Source organism: Streptomyces sp. NPDC059443 (genome assembly GCF_042750105.1).
GTDB lineage: Bacteria > Actinomycetota > Actinomycetes > Streptomycetales > Streptomycetaceae > Streptomyces.
Genome location: NZ_JBHYVM010000050.1, coordinates 5,778 through 27,561, shown reverse-complemented (window position 1 = coordinate 27,561; position 21,784 = coordinate 5,778). Strand labels below are relative to the sequence as shown.

Genomic DNA, 21,784 nt, shown 5'->3' with positions numbered 1-21,784 from the left:
GACTCCGCGGGTCATACGAAAAGGGGTGACCCGGTCCGTCCGGACCGGGTCACCCCTTTCGTGTGCGTACGCAGGCTCAGGCCTCGCTGGACCCCGCCGTTTCCACTGCCCGGCTCAGCGACGGGCGGCGGCTGGCGATGACCTTGGCGGCCAGCGAGCGCGGGCTGGTCAGGAAGCCGAAGCCCCAGCACATGTGCATGGTCGCCAGGGCCACGGGGATCTGCGCGCGGGCCTTGAGCGGGAGCCCCTTGCCGGCCGGGACCGACCCGGCGGTGATCGCCGCGAGGTAGCCGACCGGGATCACGAAGGCCCACGGGGTGAGCGCCGCGCCGGCTACCACTCCGGCGGCGATCGCGCAGACGGCGGCCGGCGGGGCGAGGTAGCGCAGGTTGATGGAGCCCGCGTGGTAGCGGGCCACCACGCGCCGCCAGCGCCCGTAGTCCTTGTACTGCTTGGCGAGCGCCCGCACGGAGGGCCTCGGGCGGTACTGGACCAAGAGCTCGGGCGAGAACCAGATGAGCCCGCCGGCCTCGCGGATGCGGAAGTTCAGCTCCCAGTCCTGGGCGCGGATGAACTCCACGTTGTAGCCGCCCGCGCGCTCCAGGGCCTCGCGGCGGAAGACGCCGAGGTAGACGGTGTCGGCGGGGCCGGCCTCGCCTCCGGTGTGGAAGGCGGCGTTGCCGACGCCGATCTTCGAGGTCATCGCGGCGGCGACGGCGTCTTCCCAGGCGTTCTCGCCCTCGGCGTGCATGATGCCGCCGACGTTCTGCGCGCCGGTCTCCTCCATGAGGCGGACCGCGGTGGCGATGTAGTTCGGGGAGAGCATGCCGTGGCCGTCCACGCGGACCACGATCGGATGGCGCGAGGCGCTGATGGCGGCGTTCAGAGCCGCGGGGGTGCGGCCGGTGGGGTTCGGCACGGTATGGACCCGGGCGCGTTTATTGGACGCTGTTTCCCGTACGAGTTCGGCGGCGATCTCGTCGGTGCGGTCCGTGGACGGCCCCAGCGCGATCACCACCTCCATCTCCCCTGCGTACTCCTGTCCGAGGATGTGGCGGACCGAGTCACGCAGATGGCGCTCCTCGTTGAGCACCGGCATGATCACCGAGACTGCGGGCTGCTGGACGGGCATGTGGTCCTTCAAGGTCGGGTATCGGTGTCACGTTACCGCGTACGGGGGACACGGGTGCGCGGCGGATGAGCGGTACGGACAGAGGCTGATCGTATGGACCTACTGTTCTGACGAATCAGCTGAATGCGAGCTTCCGAATCCAACCGAATCGGCCCGACCCGACCCGCTGACCCCGCGGAGGTTTCCCCCGTGTCCCAGCCGCACCGTCCCACCCGGCCCGCCCGGCCGACGCAGCGCGCGCCGCGGGAGCCCCGCCGGGCGGACAAGCCCCGCTGGGGGGTCCGGCTCGCGGCCGGCCTGTCGGTGGTGGTGCTGGGCTCCGGCGCGCTCGGCCACGCCGTGATGACCGGGCTGGACACCGGCATCCAGCGGGTGGACCCCTTCAAGGACATGAAGAACCGCCCGCAGGCGGGGCACGGGGTGAACTTCCTGCTCGTCGGCACCGACGGCCGCGAGAAGATCACCGCGGAGGAGAAGCGCGAGTACCGCCTGGGCGGGGCACCCTGCCACTGCACCGACACCGTCATGCTGGTCCACCTCTCGGCGGACCGGACCCGGGCGAGCGTGATCAGCATCCCCCGCGACAGCTACGTGGAGCTGCCCGCGCACCTGGACGAGTCCAGCGGGAAGCAGCACGGGGCGCACCCCGTGAAGCTCAACGCCGCCTACGCCGAGGGCGGGCCCAACCTGACCGTGCGCACGGTGGAGAACATGACCCGGGTGAAGATCGACCACTACCTGGAGGTCGACTTCACCAGCTTCATGAAGACCGTCGACGCCATGGGCGGCGTGGAGATCTGCACCGCCAAGACCATGCACGACCCCAACACCGGCCTCGACCTGCTCCCCGGCACCCACCGGCTGAGCGGCGGCCAGGCACTGCAGTACGTGCGCTCGCGCCATGTGGACGGAGCTTCGGACCTCGGCCGCATGCAGCGTCAGCAGCGGTTCATCGCCGCCCTGATCAAGCAGGCCACCCAGGGCGGGGTACTGCTCAACCCGGTCAAGTTCAAGGAGGTCAGCTCCACCCTGCTCGGGTCGGTGCGGGCCGACAAGGGCTTCGGATCGGAGCAGATGCTGGCGCTCGGGCAGGCGATGCGGGACTTCACCCCCTCCTCGTCGGAGTTCGCCTCGGTGCCCGTGGGCGACGCCTCCTTCCCGGTCAAGGGCCTCGGCTCCACCGTGAAATGGGACGAGGCGAAGGCCGCGAAGCTCTTCGAGGCGCTGCGCGAGGACCGGCCGCTGGCCCCGGCCCCCGCCCCCGGCCGGCCCGCCCGCCAGCAGCCGGCGGTACCGGTGGACGTGGCCCCGCAGCAGGTCCGGGTGCAAGTGGAGAACGGGACCAGGATCGACGGGCTGGGCACCCGGGTGGACTCGGCGCTGCGCGCCACCGGTTTCGACACCACCGGAGCTCCGGGGACCGGCGCGAGCCGCGAGGTCAAGCGCACGGTGATCACGTACGACCCGCGCTGGGACCGCACGGCCCGTTCGGTGGCCACCGCGCTGCCCGGCAGCGAGCTGCGGGCCGTCCCCGGCCAGGGGAAGACCGTGGTGGTCATCGCGGGCGCGGACTACCGCAAGGTGGTGGCGGTGCGCGCGGAGGACCCGTACCAGGGCGAGTTCGGTGTGGTCACGGGCGACCAGGTCGTCTGCGCAAAGTAACGGGAGTAACGGGAAGCAAGGCGGAGGCAGGGCCGGGACGGGCCCCCGCCCGCCGCGGCCGTGTCAGAGCTCGTCGAAGCCCTGGGCGGCGCGCTGCTCGCGCAGGTGCAGGATCGCCTGGCGGCGGGCCAGGCGGTGGGTGCGGCGGATCTGGGCCTCCTGGTAGCGGCGCTCGTCCTGCTCGGTCTCCGGGACGACCGGCGGGACCTGGCGGGGCTTGCCCTCGGAGTCCACGGCGGCGAACACGAGGTAGGCGCTGCCGACCTGGGTGGCGGGGGTGGACTCGTTCCACCGCTCGGCGAGGACCCGTACGCCGATCTCCATGGAGGACCGGCCCGTCCAGTTGACCTGTGCCTTCACATGGACGAGGTCGCCGACCCGCACGGGGGCGAGGAAGGCCATCTCGTCCATGGACGCGGTGACCGCGGGGCCGCCGGAGTGCCGGCCCGCCACGGCGCCGGCCGCGTCGTCCACCAGCTTCATGATCACCCCGCCGTGCACGGTCCCGAGGAGGTTCGTGTCGTTGGCGGTCATGATGTGGCTGAGGGTGGTGCGGGAAGCCGAGACCGGCTTGCCCTCCGGCTCGCCCGGTATCTCTGTCATGTAGCCACCTTAAGTGCGCCGCCGAGGCATCAGCTCTGCAACAGCACCGGTACGAACACCCTCCCGGGCTGTTCGGCGCCACGCCCGGCCAGGCATTCTTGGGCCCATGAGTGACTGGGACGGGTGGAGCGGCGAGCAGGGCGAGCGCGGCCGCCACGATGACGGGTACGGGCGCGGCAGCGGCCAGGCGCAGCCCGAGGGTGCGCAGCGGATGCGGCACGTCCAGCGGCCGGTCCAGCCGGCCCGGCAGGCTCCGCAAGCTCCGCAGGCCCAGCGCGGCCAGCAGCAGCCGCGCCGCCCGGCGCAGCCTCCCGTACCGCCGCCCGCGGGACCCGGCGGCCCCGCGGCCCGGCCCGCGTACGTACCCGGGCAGCAGGACGGCTCGTACGGCAGCGGCAGCGGCAGCGCCGGTACCGGCGCCGACGGCTACGACAGCGGTTACAACACCGGCCAGGTCTACGGCGGTGGCAACGGCCAGCAGCCGCCCACCGGGCCGCGCCCGCGCACCGGCGGCTCCGGCGACGGCTCCGGCGGTCCGGCGGGACCGGCCCCGGACTGGCGCAAGCGGATCAAGATCGGCTCGATCGTGCTGGTCTCGGCCCTGCTCGTGACGGGCATCGGCACCTACTTCTGGGCCGACTCGAACGTGCGCCGCGAGGTGGACCTCTCCAAGGTCATCGAGCGCCCGAAGGAGGGCGACTGCACGACGTACCTGATCGTGGGCTCCGACAGCCGCGAGGGCATGTCCGACGAGGAGAAGAAGAAGCTCCACACGGGTTCCGCCGAGGGCAAGCGGACCGACTCGATGATGATCCTGGCGAGGTGCTCCAGCGGGAACACGATGGTCTCCCTGCCGCGCGACTCGGACGTGGAGATCCCCTCCTTCGTCGGCTCGCAGTCGGGCAAGAAGTTCGCGGGCACGGGCAAGCGGACCAAGCTGAACGCGGCCTACGCCGAGGACGGCGCGGAGCTGCTGGTGCGGACGGTGGAGTTCAACACCGGCCTGCGCATCGACCACTACGCCGAGATCGGCTTCGCCGGCTTCGCGAACATCGTGGACGCGCTGGGCGGGGTGGAGCTGAACATCGAGAAGGGTTTCAAGGACGAGAAGTCCGGGGCCGACTTCAAGGAGGGCACCCAGACCCTCAACGGGCAGCAGTCCCTGGCCTACGTACGCACCCGGTACGCCTTCGCCGAGTCGGACCTCCAGCGGACGAAGAACCAGCAGAAGTTCCTGTCGGCGCTGGCGAGCCAGGCGGCGACCCCGTCGACGATCCTGAACCCGTTCACGCTGTACCCGGTGCTGGGCGCGGGCCTGGACACGCTGATCGTGGACAAGGACATGGGCCTGTGGGACATGGGCCAGATGTTCTTCGCCATGAAGGGCATCAGCAGCGGTGACGGCGTCTCCATGAACATGCCGATCTCCGGGCAGCGCGGCGGCAACCTCGTCTGGGACAAGGCGAAGGTGCAGCAGCTGGTCCAGCAGATCCAGAAGGGCGAGAAGGTCACCGTCCGCGGCAACTGACGGCGGCGGCCCTCCGTCTCCCCGGACCCGGGATCAGGCGTCCGGGGTCGGGCGCCCGGGATCCGGGATCGGGCGCCCGGGATCAGGCGTCCGAGGAGAAGCGGATCGCCGCGGCGGGCAGCTGCGCCCCGCACCAGACCCGGGCCCCCGCGCGGAGCTCGTTGTCGGCCCCCACGACGGCGCCGTCGCCGATGACCACGGCGTCCAGCACGGTCCGCGCGCCGACCGAGGCGCCGGCGCCGATCAGGCTGGCGGCCACCTGCGCGTCGGCGCCGATGACCGCACCCTCCAGCAGGATGGAGCCCTGGACGACCGCCCCCGCCTCGACGCGGGCGCCGGCGCCCACGACGGTGCCTCCCGACAGCTTGGCCCCGGCCGCGACCCGGGCCCCGGGCAGTACGAGGGACTCGCCGCGGCGGCCGGGGACCGCCGGGGAGGAGACGACACCGCGGACCAGGTCGGCGGAGGCCTGGATGATCGCCTCGGGCTTGCCGAGGTCCATCCAGTACGTGTTCTCGGTGACTCCGTGCAGCTTGGCCCCGGAGGCGAGCAGGCCGGGGAAGGTCTCGCGCTCGACGGAGACCGCGCGGCCGGCCGGGATGGAATCGATCACGCTGCGGCGGAAGACGTAGCAGCCCGCGTTGATCTGATCGGTGATGATCTCTTCGGGGGTCTGCGGCTTCTCGGTGAAGGCCAGCACGCGCCCGTCGGCGTCGGTGGGGACCAGGCCGAAGGCGCGCGGGTCCTCGACCCGCACCAGGTGCAGGGAGACGTCGGCGTCGGCCGCCTTGTGCGATTCGACGAGACCGGCGATGTCCAGGCCGGTGAGGATGTCGCCGTTGAAGACGAGGACGGAGGAGTCCGGTCCGCCGGTGAGCAGCCGCGCCGCGTTGCGGATGGCGCCGCCGGTGCCCAGGGGCTCGTCCTCGACCACGTACTCCAGGTGCACGCCGAACTCGGCTCCGTCGCCGAAGTAGGGCTCGAAGACCTCGGCCAGGTAGCAGGTGGCCATCACGATGTGGGTGACACCGGCGGCGGCGGCCCTGGCGATCTGGTGGGCGAGGAAGGGAACGCCTGCCGTGGGGACCATCGGCTTCGGCGTGTTCACCGTGACGGGGCGCAAACGCGTCCCTTGTCCGCCGACCAGCAGGATCGCTTCCGTCATTTGCGTTCTCCCCAACCGGTTCCGGCGTACGAAGGTCCAAATTTAGCCCATCGGAGTGGCCCCCAGAGGCCCGAGCCGGATGTATACGCCGGGCCGCGCACCCGTACAGCCGAAGCGCCCGGCGTGTCCCCAAATGACCGGGCCACGCTGTCGATCTTGACTCCTACGATCCTTCGCGCGGGTCCCCGGACGCTCGCCGGACGGGGACGGACCGTGACCGCCCTCCGGCACCCTCCGGCACCCCTCCGGCACCCCCTGCGCCACCCCCCAGAAGGAGTCGTCCGCATGCCCACCTCCCCCGCCGGTCTCCGAGGTCTCAGAAGAAGACTCCGCCTGGTCTGTTCGACGGCCACCGCCCTCGGTGCCGCGCTCGTCCTCACCGTGCCCGGCCCCGCGCTGGCGGCGCCGGGTGACCTGGACCCGACCTTCGGCGGGGGCGCCGGCTTCGTCATCACGGACCTCCCCTATTACGAGGACAGCCGGGACATGGTGCTCCAGCCCGACGGCAAGATCCTCACGATCGGCACCCTGACGCCGGCCGAGGGCGGCGTGAACGGCAGCGACTTCTCGCTGCTCCGCTACAACCCGGACGGCTCCCCGGACACCACCTTCGGTGACGGCGGCGCGGTGACCACGGACCTCAGCCCCAACGACGAAGGCCAGGCGGTGGCGGTCCAGCCGGACGGAAAGATCGTCGCGGCCGGGCTGCGCGTCATGGAGGAGAACGGCACCAGCTGGGGACAGTTCACGGTGCTGCGCTACAACCCGGACGGCTCCCCGGACACCACCTTCGGGACCGGCGGCCAGGCGTACCCGGACTTCGGCCGCGGATCCTCGGCCGGCGCGGTACGGATCCTGAGCGATGGCAAGATCCTCGCCGCCGGAGCGGCCCAGGACAGCTTCGCGCTGGCGCGCCTCATGCCCAACGGCAGCCTGGACGCCACCTTCGGCGGCGGGGACGGCCAGGTGACGACCGCGTTCACGGGCGGCGGTGCGTCCATCGAGGACCTGGCGCTCCAGGCCGACGGCAGGATCGTCGCGAGCGGCCGGACCGGGTACACGTCTCCGAACTTCTCCACCGATGTGGCCCTGGCCCGCTACAACCCCGACGGCAGCCCCGACACGGGCTTCGACGGCGACGGGCAGCTGACCGTCGACTGGGGAACCACGGGGGACGACGCGAGCGGCGTGGTGCTGCAGCCCGACAACAAGATCGTCGTGGCGGGTTACGGCTCCGAGGGCTTCACGGTGGCCCGCTTCACCACGGGCGGCAGCCCGGACACCGGCTTCGGCGGCGACGGCCGCGTGGGCACCACCTTCGAGACCGGCTCCGGCGCGGCCCACGACGTGGCCCTCCAGCCCGACGGGAAGATCGTCGCCGTCGGGGTCGGGGGCGGCGCCGACGGCGGCCACGACTACGCCGTGGCCCGCTACAACCCGGACGGCGGCCTGGACACCACCTTCAGCGGCGACGGCAAGGTGACCACCGACGTGGGCTTCGATTTCGCGGACGACTTCGAGGAGGCCCACTCCGTGGCCCTCCAGCCGGACGGGAAGATCGTCGTGTCGGGGGTCACGAACGACTCCACCGCCCGCGCGGTGCTCCGCTACGAGGGCACCGGAACCACCCCGCCCCCGCCGCCTCCGAGCGCGGACCTGTCGGTGACGAAGGCGGGCGCCACCACCCTCGCCCTCGGCGACTCGGTGTCCTACACCGTGCGCGTGACCAACAACAGCGCCACGACCACGGCGACCGGCGTCCAGCTGACCGACGCCCTCACCGGCACCGCGGGCGGCACGGTCCTCGGCGCCACCACCACCCAGGGCAGCTGCACCACCACCCCGGCCCAGGCCTCCTGCGCCCTCGGGGGCCTCCTCCCCGGCGCCACCGCCACGGTGACGGTCACCGCCGAGCCCTCGCGCGCGGGCACCCTGACCGACACGGCCACGGCCTCCGCCACCCAGGCCGACCCCGTCGCCGGCAACAACACGGCGGCCGTCACCACCACGGTCTCCAACACCCGCGGCTGCACCATCGTCGGCACCAGCGGCAACGACACGATCAACGGCACCTACGGCAACGACGTCATCTGCGCCCTGAGCGGCAACGACACCGTCAACGCCTCCTTCGGCAACGACACGGTCTACGCCGGCCCCGGCAACGACCGCGTGGACGGCAGCTACGGCGACGACAACCTCATCGGCGGCCCCGGCAACGACACCCTCATCGGCAACTTCGGCAACGACCGCCTCAACACGGTCGACGGCGTCTCCGGCAACGACACCGCCAACGGCGGCTACAACACCGACACCTGCACCACCGACCCGGGCGACACCCGCATCAGCTGCCCCTGACCGACCCCCGTCCCGTACGCGGACGGCCCCCGGTGCAAACAGAACCGCCCCCGGCGTAATGCCGGGGGCGGGTTCGTTTGTGCAGGTCAGGCAGGTTACGCCGGGAGGTTGCGGGCCATGACGATGCGCTGGACCTGGTTCGTGCCCTCGTAGATCTGGGTGATCTTCGCGTCGCGCATCATGCGCTCGACCGGGTAGTCGCGGGTGTAGCCGTAGCCGCCGAGGAGCTGGACGGCGTCGGTGGTGACCTCCATGGCCACGTCCGAGGCGAAGCACTTGGCTGCGGCGCCGAAGAAGGTGAGGTCCTCCATCGCGCCACCGGCGGAGACGCGCTCCGACTTGGCGGCGGCCGCGTAGGTCAGCTGGCGGGCGGCCTCGATCTTCATGGCCATGTCCGCGAGCATGAACTGCACGCCCTGGAAGTCGCCGATCGGCTTGCCGAACTGCTTGCGCTCCTGGACGTACCCCTTGGCGTAGTCCAGGGCGCCCTGGGCGATGCCGAGGGCCTGGGCCGCGATGGTGATGCGGGTGTGGTCCAGGGTCTTCATCGCGGTGGCGAAGCCGGTGCCCTCGGCGCCGATCATGCGGTCCGCCGGGATGCGCACGTTGTCGAGGTAGACCTCGCGGGTCGGGGAGCCCTTGATGCCGAGCTTCTTCTCGGGCGCGCCGAAGGAGACGCCTTCGTCCGACTTCTCGACCACGAAGGCGCTGATGCCCTTGGAGCGCTTCTCGGGGTCGGTCACGGCCATGACCGTGTAGTACTCGCTGACGCCCGCGTTGGTGATCCAGCGCTTGACGCCGTTGAGGACCCAGAAGTCCCCGTCGCGCACCGCGCGGGTCTTCATGCCGGCCGCGTCGGAGCCCGCGTCGGGCTCGGAGAGCGCGTAGGAGAACATCGCGTCGCCCTTGGCCAGCGGGCCGAGGTACTTGGCCTTGAGCTCCTCGGAACCGGAGAGGATCACCGGGAGCGAGCCGAGCTTGTTGACGGCCGGGATGAGGGAGGAGGACGCGCAGACGCGGGCCACTTCCTCGATCACGATCACGGTGGCGAGGGCGTCGGCGCCCGCGCCGCCGTAGGACTCGGGCACGTGCACGGCGTGCAGGTCGCTGGCCACGAGGGCGTCGAGCGCCTCCTGCGGGAAGCGGGACTCCTCGTCGACCGCCGCTGCGAAGGGCATGATCTTCGCCTCGGCGAGCGCGCGGACGGACTCGCGGAGCATGTCGTGCTCCTCGGCCGGGCGGTACAGGTCGAAGTCGGCAGAACCCGCCAAGATCTCTCACTCCCCAGGTGGTGCGTGATGCTAACTACCGTTAAGTAACCCGAAGCTTAGTGTCCGGGCGCCGACAGCGACACGGGCGTCACGCGTGAGTTGCGTGACAGCGGAGTGACAGCAGCAGGAACAGCGGGGCGGTCGGCGGAATACATCCCCGGTCACGGGCCCGACTATGCTCGGTTGCCGCATACGGCCCCGCACCACCAGGAGCACGCATGGCCCCCCTCAAGATCACAGTGATCGGCACCGGATACCTCGGCGCGACCCACGCCGCGGCGATGGCAGAACTGGGCTTCGAGGTGCTCGGGCTGGACGTGGTGCCCGAGAAGATCGCCATGCTGGCGGACGGGCGCGTACCCATGTACGAGCCCGGGCTGGAGGAGCTGCTGGCCTCCCACGTGGCCGGGATGCCCGGCTCCACCGGGCGGCTGCGCTTCACCACCTCCTGGGAGGAGCTCGGCGCCTTCGACGGCGACGTCCACTTCCTCTGCGTGAACACCCCGCAGAAGCACGGCGAGTACGCGTGCGACATGTCGTACGTCGACTCCGCCGTGGAATCCCTCGCCCCGCACCTGACCCGGGCCGCCCTGGTCGTCGGCAAGTCCACCGTGCCCGTCGGCTCCGCCGAGCGCCTCGCCGCGAAGCTGACCGAGCTCGCCCCGGCCGGCGAGGAGATCGAACTCGCCTGGAACCCGGAGTTCCTGCGCGAGGGCTTCGCCGTCCAGGACACCCTGCACCCGGACCGCATCGTCATCGGCGTCGACGGCGAACGCGCCGAGAAGCTGCTGAGGGAGGTCTACGCGACCCCCATGGGCGAGGGCACCCCGATGGTCGTCACCGACTTCCCCACCGCCGAGCTCGTCAAGACGGCCGCCAACTCCTTCCTCGCCACGAAGATCTCCTTCATCAACGCGATGGCCGAGGTCTGCGAGGCGGCCGGCGGCGACGTGGTGAAGCTGGCCGAGGCCATCGGCCACGACGAGCGCATCGGCAAGAAGTTCCTGCGCGCCGGCATCGGCTTCGGCGGCGGCTGCCTGCCCAAGGACATCCGGGCGTTCATGGCGCGGGCGGGCGAACTGGGCGCCGACCAGGCCCTCACCTTCCTGCGCGAGGTCGACTCCATCAACATGCGCCGCCGCGGGCACATGGTCGAGCTGGCCCGCGAAGCCGTCGGCGGCTCGTTCCTCGGCAAGCGGGTCGCGGTGCTCGGCGCCACCTTCAAGCCGGACTCCGACGACGTCCGTGACTCCCCCGCCCTGAACGTCGCCGGGCAGATCCACCTCCAGGGCGGCCAGGTCACCGTCTACGACCCCAAGGGCATGGACAACGCCCGCCGGGTCTTCCCCACCCTCGGCTACGCCGACTCCGCGATCGCCGCGGCCCGGGGCGCCGAAGTCGTCCTCCACCTCACCGAATGGCGCGAGTTCCGCGACCTCGACCCCGTCGCCCTCGGCGAGACCGTCACCGACCGCCTCATCCTCGACGGCCGCAACGCCCTGGACCCCGACCGCTGGCGCGCGGCCGGCTGGACGTACCGCGCCATGGGCCGCCCCCGCGCTTGATCCACTTCGTTGTGGAACAGGGGCTTTCACATCCTGTCACCGGATTGTTGACCCGCGGCCACCCAAGGCTCACGGCATGCGTCGCTAGACTCACGGCCGATGACCAGTAGGAGCACGAGAAGCCCTGTCCGCCCCACCGCAGGCGCGCCGGGCTCGGCCCCGCGTGCCGGGCGGGGACACATCGACTCAGCCCTCCGGGGCCGCGCCGGCCACCTGGCCATGGCGGGGTTCTGGCTGGCCACCCGGACCCTGATGGTGGTCCTCCTCGTGGTGAACCTCCACGGCACCTCCTCGGTGCGCGTGGAGATCACCCGGACCTACAACAACTGGTACGACGTCCTCGTCACGGGGACGATGCCGCACAACGACGTCATGTGGCAGTACCCGCCGGCCGCCGCGGCGGTCTTCCTCTCGCCCGACCTGCTCCCCTTCTTCAGCTACTTCCAGGCCTTCGTCGCGCTGACCGTCGTCTGTGACGCCCTGATCGCGATCGGCCTGGTCCGCGCCGCCCGCCGCCCCGACGGCAGCATGGCCGGCGCCGTGCTGTGGCTGACCACGCTGCCGCTGCTGCTGTCGCTGCCCTTCGGGCGCTACGACCTCCAGGTCACCCTGCTCGCCGTCGGCTCGCTGCTGTGCCTGCGCTTCCGCCGCAAGCTCGGCGGCGTGCTGGCCGGCGTCGGCGCCCTGGTGAAGGTGTGGCCGCTGCTGACCCTGATCGGCACTCCGCGCGGGCGCACCACCCGTGACGCGGTCGTCGCCGCCATAGCGGCCGCCGCCGCGCTGCTCGCCGTCCTCGCGCTGTTCTTCCGCGACACCCTCGGCTTCCTGGACAACCAGGGCAACCGCGGCATCCAGGTCGAGTCCCTCGGCGGCTCCGCCCTGATGTTCGGCAAGCTCGTCGGCGCCTGGTCGGGGAAGACCGAGATCCGCTACGGCGCCTACGAGTACCTGGGCCCGTACGTCTCCAGCGTGGCCATGCTCTCCATCGCGCTGACCGTCGCCGGCTTCGGCTGGCTGCTGCTGTGGCGGGTCAAGGCCCGCCGCTGGTCGACGGCGACCCCGCTGGACGCCGCGCTCTGCGCCATCCTGGTGTTCACCATCACCAGCCGGGTGCTCAGCCCGCAGTACCTGATCTGGCTGGTCGGGCTCGCCGCGGTCTGCCTGACCTGCCGGCACACCACGCAGCGCCCGGTCGCCTGGCTGATCGTCGCCTCCACCGCGCTCAGCACGGTGATCTACCCGCTGACCTACGGCTCGCAGATCCTGCCGGGCACGGTCGTCGGCACAGTCCTCCTGGGCCTGCGCAACGGACTGCTGGCCTGGGCCGCCGTCCTGTCCTGCGTCCGGCTGTGGAGGGCCTCCGTCACCCGCCTCCCGGGAGCCGGGCCGGCGGCCCCGGCCACGGACGCGGCAACGGCCGCGGCCAAGCCCGGGGTTCCGGTGCGCGTCTGAGGGGTCTATCCCGTCTGGGACGTTCTACGGTGCTGCGCGGCGCGGGCGGTGAACTCCGCGTCGCGCACCACCCGCTGGGCATTGCCCCACGTCAGCAGCGCCAGGTCGGTCTCGGGCCAGCCCCGCTCCAGCAGTTCCGCGATCAGCCGCGGATAGCCCGAGGGGTCTGTCAGGCCCGTCGGCCGGGGGATGCCCGGCTCGGCGCCGAAGCCGGCGCCCAGGCCCACGCAGTGCGGGCCCGCGACGGCCCGTACGTGTTCCACGTGGTCGGCCACCGCGTGCAGGGAGTCCCCGGTGCGCGCGGTGTCGAAGGTGACCATCGCCAGGCCGTTCGCCGCGCGCAGCGCGAGCAGCACCTCGTCGGTCACGTTGCCCGGGTGCGGGTTGAGCGCGGCCGCCGCCGTGTGCGAGATGATCACCGGCGATTTGGAGGCCGCGGCGACCTGGCAGGCCACCACGGGCGGGCAGCCGGTGAGGTCCAGGATCATCGCCAGCCGGTTCGTCTCCCGCACCACTTCGTGGCCGAAGGCCGTCAGCTCCTCGGCGGCCCACGGGGCTCCGGCCGGCGCGAGGATCCGTACGCCCAGCGCGTGGAAGGCGTGCAGAGCGCCGAGCGAGTCGTTAAGCGTACGGCCGGGAACGGGACCGAGGAAGGAGGCGATGCGGCCGCGGTTGCGGGCGTCGGCCAGGTCGTCGGCGTTCAGCGCGAGGCAGAGGCTGTCGGGATAACGGCGCATCAGGGCGAGCGCCACGTCGATCTGTTCGAGGGTGTCGGACACCACCTGGTCGGGGGCCTGCGTCCCGCGCGCCGCGGGCTCCTCGCCCGGCGGCACGAGCAGCGACCAGAACTGGGCGCCCACTCCCCCGGCGCGCAGCCGCGGGATGTCGGTGTCCACGCCCGTGTCGGGGGTGTCGATGTCGTGGTACGGGCTCTGGCGCAGGGTCCAGACGAGGGTGTTGCACCCGTCCGCGACGGGATGGACGGACAACAGCGCGTCAGCCCGGTCCAGGGCGCTGGGCACCAGGGTGGCGGGGGTGTCCTCGGCTCCGAGGGAGCCCGGGCCCACGGGGGTCACCGGGCTCGCGTGCGGTTCATCCTGCAGGTCGGCCATGGCGGTCGCTCCGGTCTCGGCGGCTGTGCTCGTATGGAAAGCAGCGGGGAGAGAAGCAGGGAATGGTGCCACCGTGACACGTGAGGCGTCGGGGGCGCCCGGCGGATGTGGCGTTCGGGTGTAAGGGCTGGTCACACCGGGTCGCCGCATCCGCCGGGCGGGCCGCCGCGGGGGCTCGCGGGGGGGGTGCCGCAGGGGCTACCGCGCCGGGAGCACCGCGTTGGACGGGCCGCGGGAGGCCGACTGCTCGCGCGCCACCGCTTCGGCGTCGCGCAGCACCCGTACCGCGTTCGACCAGGTCAGCTTCGCCAGGTCGGCCTTCGACCAGCCCCGGGTCAGCAGCTCGGCGATCAGGTTCGGGTACCCGGCCACGTCGTCGAGCCCCGCCGGGGTGAAGGCGGTGCCGTCGAAGTCCCCGCCGATGCCGACGTGGTCGACTCCGGCCACCTCGCGCATGTGGTCCAGGTGGTCGGCGACCGTGGCGGCCGTGGCCACCGGGCGCGGGTGCTCCGCCTCGAAGGCCCGGTGCAGGACCATCGCCTCGGGGGTGGTGTCGAGGGCGTGGAACCCGTGCGCGCGCAGGTTCTCGTCGGCCGCCAGGGTCCACTCGACGGCCGCCGGGAGGATGAACTTCGGCACGAAGGTGGCCATCGCGACCCCGCCGTTGGCGGGCAGCATCGCCAGCACGTCGTCGGGAACGTTGCGCACGTGGTCGCAGACCGCGCGGGCGGAGGAGTGCGAGAACACCACGGGCGCCACCGAGACTTCAAGGGCGTCGCGCATCGTCGTCGCGGCGACGTGCGAGAGGTCGACGAGCATGCCCACGCGGTTCATCTCGCGGACGACCTCGCGGCCGAACTCGCTCAGGCCGCCGTGCCGGGGCTCGTCGGTCGCCGAATCCGCCCAGTCGATGGTGTCGTTGTGCGTGAGCGTCATGTACCGCACGCCGAGCTGGTGCAGGGCGCGCAGGGTGGCGAGCGAGTTGTTGATGGAGTGCCCGCCCTCGGCGCCCATCAGCGAGGCGATCCGGCCCTCGGCGCGCGCCGCCTCCATGTCGTCGGCCGTCAGCGCCCGCACCAGATCGCGCGGGTAGCGCGCGATCAGCTGGGCGACGACGTCGATCTGCTCCAGGGTGGCGCTGACCGCCTCGTCGCCCGCGTAGTCGGAGCGCACGTAGACGGACCAGAACTGCGCGCCGACCCCGCCGGCCCGCAGCCGGGGGATGTCGGTGTGCAGGAACTCGGACTGGTCGCCGGCGATGTCGCGCCGGTCCAGGTCGTAGCGGACCTGGTTGCGCAGCGCCCACGGCAGGTCGTTGTGCCCGTCGACGACCGGGTACTCGCAGAGCAGCTCGCGCGCCCGCGCGAGCCGGTCCATCCCGTTGACCGCGCTCACCTTCCGAACCCGAACGAATCCTGGCCCGCGATCTTCGTACGCAGCCGCTTGCCCTTCTCGGTGGCCTGGTCGTTCAGCTCCTGCTGGAAGTCGCGCATGCGGCCCAGCAGCTCCGGGTCGTGCGCGGCCAGCATGCGTACGGCCAGCAGGCCGGCGTTGCGGGCGCCGGCGATCGAGACGGTGGCGACGGGAACCCCGGCGGGCATCTGGACGATCGACATGAGCGAGTCCATGCCGTCGAGGTACTTCAGCGGGACGGGGACGCCGATGACCGGGAGCGGGGTGACGGAGGCGAGCATGCCGGGCAGGTGGGCGGCGCCGCCCGCACCCGCGATGATCGCCTTCAGGCCGCGCTCGGCGGCCTGCTCCCCGTACGCGACCATCTCGCGCGGCATCCGGTGGGCGGAGACCACGTCCACCTCGTAGGGGATCTCGAACTCGTCGAGGGCCTGGGCGGCGGCCTCCATGACGGGCCAGTCGGAATCCGACCCCATGACGATGCCGATGACGGGACCTGCGGTACCTGCTGCGGAGGTGCTCATTCTGTGATGGATCCTCTGAGATAGCCGGCTGCGTGACGTGCGCGCTCCAGCACATCGTCAAGGTCGTCGCCGTAGGTGTTGACGTGGCCGACCTTGCGGCCGTGTTTCACGTCCTTGCCGTACATGTGGATCTTCAGCTGGGGGTCGTGGGCCATGCAGTGCAGGTACGCCGCGTACATGTCGGGGTAGTCCCCGCCGAGCACGTTGGCCATGACCGTCCAGCGGGCGCGGGGGCGCGGGTCGCCGAGGGGGAGGTCCAGGACGGCCCGGACGTGGTTGGCGAACTGGGAGGTGATGGCACCGTCCTGCGTCCAGTGGCCGCTGTTGTGCGGGCGCATGGCCAGTTCGTTGACCAGGATCCGCCCGTCGGTGGTCTCGAAGAGCTCCACGGCCAGGTGGCCGGTGACCCCGAGCTCCTTGCCGATCCGCAGGGCCAGGGCCTGGGCCTCGCCGGCCAGGGCCTCGGAGAGGTTGGGGGCCGGGGCGATCACCGTGTCGCAGACCCCGTCCACCTGGACGGACTCCACGACCGGGTAGGCCACCGCCTGGCCGTGCGGGGAGCGGACGATGTTGGCCGCGAGCTCGCGGACGAAGTCCACCTTCTCCTCGGCCAGGACGGGGACGCCCGCTCTGAACGGGGCCTCCGCGTCTTGCGGCGTGCGGACGAACCACACGCCCTTGCCGTCGTACCCGCCGCGCACCGTCTTGAGGATGACGGGGAAACCGCCGACCTCGCGGGCGAAGGCCGCCGCGTCCTCGGGATCGCTCACGATCCGGTGGCGGGGGCTGGGCGCGCCGATCTCGTCGAGCTTGGCGCGCATCACCCCCTTGTCCGCGGCGTGCACCAACGCGTCGGGCCCCGGGCGGACGGGGATGCCGTCCGCTTCCAGGGCCCGCAGGTGCTCGATGGGTACGTGTTCGTGGTCGAAAGTGATCACGTCACAGCCGCGCGCGAAGGCGCGCAACGTCTCCAGGTCGCGATAGTCGCCGATGACGACGTCGCTCACGACCTGGGCCGCCGAGTCCTGTGGGGTGTCACTGAGGATCTTGAATCTGATGCCGAGGGGGATACCCGCCTCGTGGGTCATGCGGGCGAGCTGACCGCCGCCGACCATGCCGACTACCGGGAACGTCACCCCTCCAGAGTATCCGGCGGTATTCCGCCATATGGACGTGACCCTGGCCGGTACGCGGCTGTGGGCGGGTGGGTGTGCCGTGTGTCGCACGGTGCCCGAAGGCGCAGACGTACCGGTGGGGCGAGACTTAACATGAGGGGGATTGGGAAAGTCTGATGCCCCGTACGGGGCGCCCGAGGACAGGACTGAAGCCTCAGATGAGCAAGCCGGAGAACAGATCCGTCCTCGGCCGGGTGCGCGCGCTCGTGCGCGAACTCGCCCGGTTCGGGGCTGTCGGCGGGCTCGGCGTCCTGGTCAATCTGGGTGTCTTCAACCTGATCCGCAGCGTCACCGACCTCCAGGTCGTGCGCGCGAGCGTGATAGCCACTCTGGTGGCCATCGGCACGAACTACCTGGGCTTCCGCTACTTCGCCTACCGGGACCGTGCCGACCGGACCGGGTCCGGGCGCACCCGGGAGCTCGGCCTGTTCATCGCGTTCAGCGCGATCGGCCTGGTCATAGAGAACGGCATCCTGTACGCGGCCACCTACGGCTTCCACTGGGACGGGCCGCTGGCCTCGAACTGCTTCAAGTTCGCGGGCATCGGCCTCGGCACCGTGTTCCGCTTCTGGTCCTACCGGACCTGGGTCTTCAAGGCCCTGCCCGCGGCGGCGCCGGCCTCGCTGGTCGTCGAGCAGCGCGACGGCCAGGCCGAGGTCCCGGTGCGGACCCCGGAGACCGCCGCGAACTGAGCCCCGGGCGCGCGCCGCGTACGGTCAGCGGACCGTCTGCGGCGGTTCGGTGCGTTCCGGTGCGGTCTGGCTGAGGAAGAGCGCGAACACCGGCGGCTGGGTCTGGAGCAGCTCCAGGCGGCCGCCGTCCGCCTCCGCGAGGTCCCGGGCCACGGCGAGGCCGATCCCGGTGGAGTTGCGGCCGCTGATGGCCCGCTCGAAGATCCGGTTGCCGAGGTCCGGCGGAACCCCCGGTCCCTCGTCGGTGACCTCCAGCACCGCCTGGTTCCCGATCACGCGGGTCCGTAGCGCCACGGTGCCGCCCCCGTGCATGAGGGAGTTCTCGATCAGGGTCGCCAGGACCTGCGAGACCGCCCCCGGGGTGCCCACGGCCCGCATGCCGGTCTTCCCGGAGCGCACGATGGCCCGTCCGGCGCTGCGGTAGGCCGGGCGCCACTCCTCCACCTGCTGCTTGACGACCTCGTCGAGGTCGAAGGGGACCGCGGAGCCGGTGCGGGGGTCCCTGGAGTTCGTCAGCAGCCGCTCCACCACGTCCGTGAGCCGCTCCACCTGGGTGAGGGCGATCGTCGCCTCCTCCCGTACGGTCTCCAGGTCGTCGGTGACGGTGATCTCCTCCAGCCGCATCGACAGGGCCGTCAGCGGGGTCCTCAGCTGGTGCGAGGCGTCCGCGGCGAGGCGCCGCTCGGCGGTCAGCATCCGCCCGATCCGCTCGGCGCTGGAGTCCAGTACGTCCGCGACCCGGTCCAGCTCGGGGACCCCGTAGCGCTTGTGCCGGGGGCGCGGGTCGCCCGATCCGAGGCGCTCGGCGGTCTCGGCGAGGTCGGTGAGCGGGGAGGCCAGCCGGTTGGCCTGGCGTACGGCGAGCAGGACGGCCGCCACGACCGCGAGGAGGGCTACGGCGCCCACCACGGCCAGGGTCCGCCCGACCTCCTTGGTGACCGTGGAGCGGGACTCCTCCACGACGACGACCTCGCCCTGGTCCCCGCGGGCGGTGCCCCGGATGACGCTGTCGGCGGGGCGCTGGCCGACCTCGACGGCCGGCTGGCCCGGGATCATGATCCGGGCGTACCGGCCGGCGTCGAGCTGCGCGGCGAGCGCGTCGGGGTCGACCGCCTTCTTCTCCAGGACGTCGCTTCCCACCATGCCGACCATCCGCAGCGCCTCGGACTCGATGCGGTCCTGGGCGCTGCTGGTGATGGTCCGGGTCTCCACGATGACGAGGGAGATGCCGAAGACGGCGATGACGACGAGCACCACGGCGAGCGTGGAGTTGATCAGGCGGCGGCGCATGCCGAAAAGCATGCCCTAACCCGGGCGCGGGAAGCGGCGGGTGCCGGGGCCGGGAAGCCGCTCAGCTCTTCTCGAAGCGGAAGCCGACCCCGCGGACGGTGGCGATGTAGCGGGGGTTGGCGGCGTCGTCGCCGAGCTTCTTGCGCAGCCAGGAGATGTGCATGTCGAGGGTCTTGGTGGAGGACCACCAGGTGGTGTCCCAGACCTCGCGCATCAGCTGGTCGCGGGTGACGACCCGGCCGGCATCGCGGACGAGGACCCGCAGCAGGTCGAACTCCTTGGCCGTGAGCTGGAGCTCTTCCTCCCCCATCCACGCACGGTGCGATTCGACGTCGATCCGCACCCCGTGGGTGGCCGGCGGCTGGGAGGCCTCGTTGGCGCCGCGCCGCAGCAGGGCCCGGACCCGGGCGAGCAGCTCGGCGAGGCGGAAGGGCTTGGTCACGTAGTCGTCGGCGCCGGCGTCCAGGCCGACCACCGTGTCGACCTCGTCGGCACGGGCGGTCAGGACCAGGATGGGGAAGCCGTGGCCCTCGGCGCGCAGCCGGCGGGCGACCTCCAGGCCGTCCATGCCCGGCAGACCGAGATCGAGGACGACGAGATCGACGCCGCCCTGCAATCCCGCGTCCAGGGCCGTGGGGCCGTCCTCCCGGACCTCGACTTCGTACCCTTCGCGGCGCAGGGCGCGGGCCAGGGGTTCCGAGATGGATGCGTCGTCCTCGGCGAGCAGTACACGCGTCATGTGGGTGATGGTAGTCCGCGGCGGGGGAAAGCAGGGGCCCGCCCGGACACCCCTGCCGATCTGGCCTTATCGACTACTAACGGCCTTCGAATGTACCCAGTTGGTTCCGCCGTAACCTGTGATCCATATCTCAAGTACTTTCATATGCGCCAGTGTCGTGTCGTATGGTGTCGAGACGCCTGATGCACTACCTCAGAGAACATTCGCGCCAAAACCAGCCGAAAGTCTCTATTTCCGTCCGGATCGGACGGGCATTGTTGTCGCACCGCCCGTTCCGGGCCAGATGACAGTGAATGACCTATGGGCCGGCCCTTCGCGCGATGAAGCGCGGCAGGGCATGGATCCCGGTTACGGATCTTCCTTCGTCTCCGCCCCGGTGGAGCGACCCCCGGGCGTGGGGTACGGGACAGCCGTCGCCGGTACCGGCCACCCTCCCCGGGCGACGGTGAGCTCACGAAGCCACGCGTCCCGAGCAAGCAAGGATCGACCATGGCTTCCAGCCTGACGAAGGACTCGGCGGACCCGTCCACCGAGAAGACCTTCTTCGGACACCCCCGTGGCCTGGCCACTCTGTTCATGACCGAGATGTGGGAGCGCTTCTCCTACTACGGCATGCGCGCCCTCCTCGTGTACTACCTGGTCTCGGGCGGCGCCGACGCCGCCACGGGCAGCCAGGGCGGCGGTCTGGCGATGACCGCGGCCACGACCACGGCCATCTACTCCGTGTACGTCTCGATGGTCTACCTCATGGCCATGCCTGGCGGCTGGTTCGGTGACCGCGTCTGGGGTGCCCGCAAGACGGTCGCCATCGCCGGATTCGTGATCATCGCCGGTCACGTGTCGCTGGCCATTCCGGGCCAGGCGATGTTCTTCGTCGGTCTGATCCTCGTGGCCGCCGGTTCCGGCCTGCTGAAGGCCAACATCTCCACGATGGTCGGTCACCTGTACGACGGCCCGGAGGACCCGCGCCGCGACGGTGGCTTCACGCTCTTCTACGTCGGCATCAACCTCGGTGCCTTCGTCGCCCCGCTCGTCGTCGGAACGGTCGGCAAGGAGTACAACTGGCACCTGGGCTTCGCCCTCGCCGCCGTCGGCATGGCCCTGGGCCTCGCCCAGTTCCTGCTCGGTGCCAAGCACCTGAGCCCGAAGAGCAGCCTGGTCCCGAACCCGCTGTCGCCCGAGGAGCGCAAGGCCGTCCTCACCAAGGCCGCCCTCGCCGTTCTCGGTGTCGCCGTCTTCTACGGCGCCGTGGTCGCCCTCGGTGCCTACACGCTGAACTGGGCCCTGGTCCCGCTGACGCTGGCCGGCCTGTTCATCCCGATCGCCGTGCTGACGCGCATCAAGCGCGACAAGGACCTGTCGGGCGCCGAGCAGAAGAAGATGACCGCGTACATCTTCTTCTTCATCGCCGCCGCGGTCTTCTGGATGATCTACGACCAGGGTGGCTCCACGCTGTCCCTGTTCGCGGACGACAAGACCGCCGACACCGTCTTCGGCCTCGGCTTCTCTGCCACCTGGTACCAGTCGCTGAACCCGCTGTTCGTGATGGCCCTGGCCCCGGTCTTCGCCTGGCTGTGGCTGTGGCTGGCCCGCAAGAACGCGGAGCCGAACACCATCGTGAAGTTCGCGATGGGCCTGGTCCTGATCGGCGCCTCGTTCTTCGTCTTCATCATCCCGATGAACATGGCGGGCGGCGACGTCAAGGTCTCCCCGATGTGGCTCGTCTCGATCTACATGATCCAGACCATCGGTGAGCTGTGCGTCTCCCCGGTCGGCCTCTCCGTCACCACGAAGATGGCCCCGCAGAAGTACGCCTCCCAGATGATGGGTGTCTGGTTCCTCGCGGTCACCGCCGGTGACTGCATCACCAGCCTGCTCTCCATCGGCAACGTGGACCTGAACGGCACCTGGGTGATCGCCTTCGAGGCCCTCGCCGCAGTGGTCGCGGGCTTCGCGGTCTACTCGTACCGCAAGCGGGTCCAGTCGCTGATGGGCTCCGTGCACTGACGTCTTCCGACGCCTGACGCCTGACGCCTGACGCTCCACGGAACGGCCCCGGGCCCCCCCCCCCGGGGGCGGGGGCGGATAAAAAAAAACCCCCCCCCC

At 71.2% G+C, this 21,784-nt stretch carries 17 protein-coding genes; 7 read left to right on the top strand and 10 right to left on the bottom strand.

Annotated features, from left to right (window positions below; genetic code table 11):
* Positions 1 to 76: 76 nt before the first annotated feature.
* Entirely contained in the window at positions 77 to 1,132 is a 1,056-nt protein-coding gene (locus ACFXDJ_RS33570; RefSeq protein WP_384655323.1) for a glycosyltransferase family 2 protein, read from the bottom strand.
* Positions 1,133 to 1,255: 123 nt separating this feature from the next.
* Here ACFXDJ_RS33570 and ACFXDJ_RS33565 point away from each other — a divergent pair, with 123 nt between their 5' ends.
* Positions 1,256 to 2,794: an LCP family protein gene (locus tag ACFXDJ_RS33565; RefSeq protein WP_384655326.1), complete on the top strand. Its 1,539-nt coding sequence runs from the start codon at positions 1,256 to 1,258 to the stop codon at positions 2,792 to 2,794.
* 63 nt (positions 2,795 to 2,857) lie between these two features.
* Here ACFXDJ_RS33565 and ACFXDJ_RS33560 read toward each other — a convergent pair whose 3' ends face one another.
* Positions 2,858 to 3,397: an acyl-CoA thioesterase gene (locus ACFXDJ_RS33560; RefSeq protein ID WP_384655328.1), complete on the bottom strand. Its 540-nt coding sequence runs from the start codon at positions 3,395 to 3,397 to the stop codon at positions 2,858 to 2,860.
* A gap of 106 nt (positions 3,398 to 3,503) precedes the next feature.
* Here ACFXDJ_RS33560 and ACFXDJ_RS33555 point away from each other — a divergent pair, with 106 nt between their 5' ends.
* Positions 3,504 to 4,925, top strand: a complete 1,422-nt coding sequence (locus tag ACFXDJ_RS33555; protein ID WP_384655331.1) for an LCP family protein — start codon at positions 3,504 to 3,506, stop codon at positions 4,923 to 4,925.
* Positions 4,926 to 5,007: 82 nt separating this feature from the next.
* Here ACFXDJ_RS33555 and ACFXDJ_RS33550 read toward each other — a convergent pair whose 3' ends face one another.
* The gene (locus ACFXDJ_RS33550; RefSeq protein ID WP_384655333.1) at positions 5,008 to 6,090 is read right to left on the bottom strand and encodes a sugar phosphate nucleotidyltransferase; all 1,083 of its coding nucleotides are present in this window, start codon (positions 6,088 to 6,090) and stop codon (positions 5,008 to 5,010) included.
* A gap of 285 nt (positions 6,091 to 6,375) precedes the next feature.
* Here ACFXDJ_RS33550 and ACFXDJ_RS33545 point away from each other — a divergent pair, with 285 nt between their 5' ends.
* A complete protein-coding gene (locus ACFXDJ_RS33545) occupies positions 6,376 to 8,445 on the top strand; it encodes a calcium-binding protein (RefSeq protein ID WP_384655335.1) in 2,070 nt (689 codons plus the stop codon).
* A 95-nt stretch (positions 8,446 to 8,540) separates the two neighbouring features.
* Here ACFXDJ_RS33545 and ACFXDJ_RS33540 read toward each other — a convergent pair whose 3' ends face one another.
* A complete protein-coding gene (locus ACFXDJ_RS33540; RefSeq protein ID WP_384655337.1) occupies positions 8,541 to 9,716 on the bottom strand; it encodes an acyl-CoA dehydrogenase family protein in 1,176 nt (391 codons plus the stop codon).
* Positions 9,717 to 9,934: 218 nt separating this feature from the next.
* Between ACFXDJ_RS33540 and ACFXDJ_RS33535 the strand changes: the two genes are divergently transcribed.
* Together ACFXDJ_RS33535 and ACFXDJ_RS33530 are read left to right on the top strand one after the other, a co-directional pair.
* Positions 9,935 to 11,281, top strand: a complete 1,347-nt coding sequence (locus ACFXDJ_RS33535) for a UDP-glucose dehydrogenase family protein (RefSeq protein ID WP_384655340.1) — start codon at positions 9,935 to 9,937, stop codon at positions 11,279 to 11,281.
* A gap of 99 nt (positions 11,282 to 11,380) precedes the next feature.
* Positions 11,381 to 12,733, top strand: a complete 1,353-nt coding sequence (locus tag ACFXDJ_RS33530) for a glycosyltransferase 87 family protein (RefSeq protein WP_384851151.1) — start codon at positions 11,381 to 11,383, stop codon at positions 12,731 to 12,733.
* A gap of 5 nt (positions 12,734 to 12,738) precedes the next feature.
* Here the strand turns inward: ACFXDJ_RS33530 and ACFXDJ_RS33525 are convergent, their stop codons facing one another.
* The 4 genes from ACFXDJ_RS33525 to ACFXDJ_RS33510 all read right to left on the bottom strand — a co-directional run bounded on the left by ACFXDJ_RS33525 (position 12,739) and on the right by ACFXDJ_RS33510 (position 16,918).
* Positions 12,739 to 13,845: a membrane dipeptidase gene (locus tag ACFXDJ_RS33525; RefSeq protein WP_384655346.1), complete on the bottom strand. Its 1,107-nt coding sequence runs from the start codon at positions 13,843 to 13,845 to the stop codon at positions 12,739 to 12,741.
* Positions 13,846 to 14,043: 198 nt separating this feature from the next.
* The gene (locus ACFXDJ_RS33520; protein ID WP_384655361.1) at positions 14,044 to 15,222 is read right to left on the bottom strand and encodes a dipeptidase; all 1,179 of its coding nucleotides are present in this window, start codon (positions 15,220 to 15,222) and stop codon (positions 14,044 to 14,046) included.
* Between the two features lie 14 nt (positions 15,223 to 15,236).
* The gene (gene purE / locus ACFXDJ_RS33515) at positions 15,237 to 15,782 is read right to left on the bottom strand and encodes a 5-(carboxyamino)imidazole ribonucleotide mutase (protein ID WP_384655349.1); all 546 of its coding nucleotides are present in this window, start codon (positions 15,780 to 15,782) and stop codon (positions 15,237 to 15,239) included.
* Positions 15,779 to 16,918 carry a 5-(carboxyamino)imidazole ribonucleotide synthase gene (locus ACFXDJ_RS33510; RefSeq protein ID WP_384655352.1) on the bottom strand — a complete coding sequence of 380 codons (1,140 nt, stop codon included), beginning with the start codon at positions 16,916 to 16,918 and terminating at the stop codon, positions 15,779 to 15,781. Before ACFXDJ_RS33510 ends, purE begins: the two co-directional genes overlap by 4 nt.
* A 197-nt stretch (positions 16,919 to 17,115) precedes the next feature.
* Here ACFXDJ_RS33510 and ACFXDJ_RS33505 point away from each other — a divergent pair, with 197 nt between their 5' ends.
* On the top strand, positions 17,116 to 17,649 hold the full coding sequence (locus tag ACFXDJ_RS33505) for a GtrA family protein (RefSeq protein ID WP_384655354.1): 534 nt from the start codon (positions 17,116 to 17,118) through the stop codon (positions 17,647 to 17,649).
* A 24-nt stretch (positions 17,650 to 17,673) separates the two neighbouring features.
* On the opposite strand, the gene ACFXDJ_RS33500 is transcribed toward ACFXDJ_RS33505, so the two are convergent.
* Positions 17,674 to 18,939: an ATP-binding protein gene (locus ACFXDJ_RS33500; RefSeq protein ID WP_384655356.1), complete on the bottom strand. Its 1,266-nt coding sequence runs from the start codon at positions 18,937 to 18,939 to the stop codon at positions 17,674 to 17,676.
* A 61-nt stretch (positions 18,940 to 19,000) separates the two neighbouring features.
* Entirely contained in the window at positions 19,001 to 19,678 is a 678-nt protein-coding gene (locus ACFXDJ_RS33495; protein WP_215035026.1) for a response regulator transcription factor, read from the bottom strand.
* Between the two features lie 489 nt (positions 19,679 to 20,167).
* Here ACFXDJ_RS33495 and ACFXDJ_RS33490 point away from each other — a divergent pair, with 489 nt between their 5' ends.
* Positions 20,168 to 21,685, top strand: coding sequence for a peptide MFS transporter (locus ACFXDJ_RS33490; RefSeq protein ID WP_384655359.1), 1,518 nt, complete (start codon positions 20,168 to 20,170; stop codon positions 21,683 to 21,685).
* Positions 21,686 to 21,784: the final 99 nt, after the last annotated feature.

What these genes read in the sequence shown, in the direction of transcription:
- ACFXDJ_RS33565 (WP_384655326.1), top strand. Translation starts at nt 1,256, where the DNA reads ATGCGAGCTTCCGAATCCAACCGAATCGGCCCGACCCGACCCGCTGAC.
- ACFXDJ_RS33555 (WP_384655331.1), top strand. Translation starts at nt 3,504, where the DNA reads ATGAGTGACTGGGACGGGTGGAGCGGCGAGCAGGGCGAGCGCGGCCGC.
- ACFXDJ_RS33520 (WP_384655361.1), bottom strand. Translation starts at nt 15,222, where the DNA reads ATGGACCGGCTCGCGCGGGCGCGCGAGCTGCTCTGCGAGTACCCGGTC.
- ACFXDJ_RS33570 (WP_384655323.1), bottom strand. Translation starts at nt 1,132, where the DNA reads ATGCCCGTCCAGCAGCCCGCAGTCTCGGTGATCATGCCGGTGCTCAAC.
- purE (WP_384655349.1), bottom strand. Translation starts at nt 15,782, where the DNA reads ATGAGCACCTCCGCAGCAGGTACCGCAGGTCCCGTCATCGGCATCGTC.
- ACFXDJ_RS33500 (WP_384655356.1), bottom strand. Translation starts at nt 18,939, where the DNA reads ATGCGCCGCCGCCTGATCAACTCCACGCTCGCCGTGGTGCTCGTCGTC.
- ACFXDJ_RS33505 (WP_384655354.1), top strand. Translation starts at nt 17,116, where the DNA reads ATGAGCAAGCCGGAGAACAGATCCGTCCTCGGCCGGGTGCGCGCGCTC.
- ACFXDJ_RS33490 (WP_384655359.1), top strand. Translation starts at nt 20,168, where the DNA reads ATGGCTTCCAGCCTGACGAAGGACTCGGCGGACCCGTCCACCGAGAAG.
- ACFXDJ_RS33525 (WP_384655346.1), bottom strand. Translation starts at nt 13,845, where the DNA reads ATGGCCGACCTGCAGGATGAACCGCACGCGAGCCCGGTGACCCCCGTG.
- ACFXDJ_RS33550 (WP_384655333.1), bottom strand. Translation starts at nt 6,090, where the DNA reads ATGACGGAAGCGATCCTGCTGGTCGGCGGACAAGGGACGCGTTTGCGC.
- ACFXDJ_RS33545 (WP_384655335.1), top strand. Translation starts at nt 6,376, where the DNA reads ATGCCCACCTCCCCCGCCGGTCTCCGAGGTCTCAGAAGAAGACTCCGC.
- ACFXDJ_RS33560 (WP_384655328.1), bottom strand. Translation starts at nt 3,397, where the DNA reads ATGACAGAGATACCGGGCGAGCCGGAGGGCAAGCCGGTCTCGGCTTCC.
- ACFXDJ_RS33535 (WP_384655340.1), top strand. Translation starts at nt 9,935, where the DNA reads ATGGCCCCCCTCAAGATCACAGTGATCGGCACCGGATACCTCGGCGCG.
- ACFXDJ_RS33530 (WP_384851151.1), top strand. Translation starts at nt 11,381, where the DNA reads ATGACCAGTAGGAGCACGAGAAGCCCTGTCCGCCCCACCGCAGGCGCG.
- ACFXDJ_RS33495 (WP_215035026.1), bottom strand. Translation starts at nt 19,678, where the DNA reads ATGACGCGTGTACTGCTCGCCGAGGACGACGCATCCATCTCGGAACCC.